The 1,528-nt window shown below is 67.7% G+C and carries 1 protein-coding gene; it reads left to right on the top strand.

Annotation, left to right across the window (positions count from 1 at the left end):
- Positions 1 to 392: 392 nt before the first annotated feature.
- The coding region (locus tag J2S22_RS30825) for a HAMP domain-containing protein (protein WP_307155923.1) at positions 393 to 1,528 on the top strand (1,136 nt) is incomplete at its 3' end.

Here is a 1,528-nt window from a genome sequence, read left to right as displayed (position 1 = left end):
CAGGATCGATGTCTCCGAGGCCATGCTCCACGTCGCCATGGGAAGCCTCCTCCTACGACGCATCAGCCACTGAATCGAGTTTCCAAACGGACTCTCAGGACGACGGGTCCAGATTCAGGGCCGCCAGCATAGTACGGCCGTACTATACTTTGTTCGCCCAGTAATTGAGAGAAAGATGAACAGTACACTTAGGTCTCGATGATCCGAACAATTTTATTTTAATGAGTTCGTCGGAGTATGGACGCGTGTCCCTCCGGGCGGGTGTCCGGCGGCCGCGGTGCACCCGACGCACGGGGAGGCCGGGGCCGGCCGCTCCGCCCGGCATGCGCCGCGGCCGGCCGTCGTCGCCTTCCGCAGAGCGAGATGCCCCGTCCGCGTTCTGGAGAACCTCGATGTCGCTGCTGTCCCACATCCGCATCCTTCCCAAGATCCTCTCCGTCATCCTGCTGCTCGCCGCCATCGCCGGCTTCGGCTCCTGGTATTCCGGCCAGCAGATGCACACGATCGAGGGCGGCTACAACAAGTTCCTCACCGGCGAGGCGGCGGCCCGTCTGGCCAACGCCCGTCTCAACCGCGGCGTCTACCAGTACGAGATGTACCTGTATCGCATCATCGCGGAGACCAGCGACGAGGAGATGCGGAAGATGCCGGAGCAGATCGCCAAGGCGCTGGCCTTCGCGACCGAGCAGGCGGTCGCCGCCAAGGCCGCGGTCCCCGCCCTCGCATCGCGCTACGAGCAGGTCGAGCGCGATCTCGCCGCCATGGGCATCGCCGGCAAGCCGGTGCAGGAGCTCGCCCTCGCCAACCGCAACGACGAAGCCACCAACCTGCTCCGCACCAGCGTCGACCCGCTGGCCCAGAAGGCGCTGTCCGACACCCTGAAGCTGGCCGCCGAGATCGAGCGCCTCACGGCGGCCGGCACCGCCGAGCTGCTGACGAGCACGCGCAGCGCCATCACCAATTCCTACCTGATCGTCGGCTCGGGTGTCGGCGTCGCGCTGATCGTCGCCTTCGTGATCGCCCAGTTCGGCATCGCCCGGCCGATCACGGACCTCACCTCCGGCATGCGCCAGCTCGCCGAGGGCAAGTTCGACGTCGTGCTCGCCGGCCTCGGCCGCAAGGACGAGATCGGCCAGATCGCCGACGCCGTGGAGGCCTTCAAGCTCAAGGCCGCCGAGAAGGCGCGGGCCGAGGCCGAAGCGCAGCAGGAGGCGGAGAAGCACGCCGCCGCGCAACGCAAGGCCGAGATGCAGAAGATCGCCGACGGCTTCGAGGCCGCGGTCGGCGAGATCATCGAGACGGTGTCGTCCGCCTCGACCGAGCTGGAGGCCGCCGCCGGCACCCTCACCCGCACGGCCGAGACCACCCAGAGCCTCGCCACCCGGGTGGCGTCGGCCTCCGAGCTCGCCTCGACCAACGTCCAGAGCGTCGCCTCCGCCACCAACGAGATGGCCTCCTCGGTGCACGAGATCTCCCGCCAGGTGCAGGAGTCGAGCCGCATCGCCGGCGACGCCGTCAAGCAGGCCGA

Source organism: Rhodoplanes tepidamans (assembly GCF_030813915.1).
GTDB lineage: Bacteria > Pseudomonadota > Alphaproteobacteria > Rhizobiales > Xanthobacteraceae > Rhodoplanes > Rhodoplanes tepidamans.
This window is presented reverse-complemented; position numbering and strand designations above follow the sequence as displayed.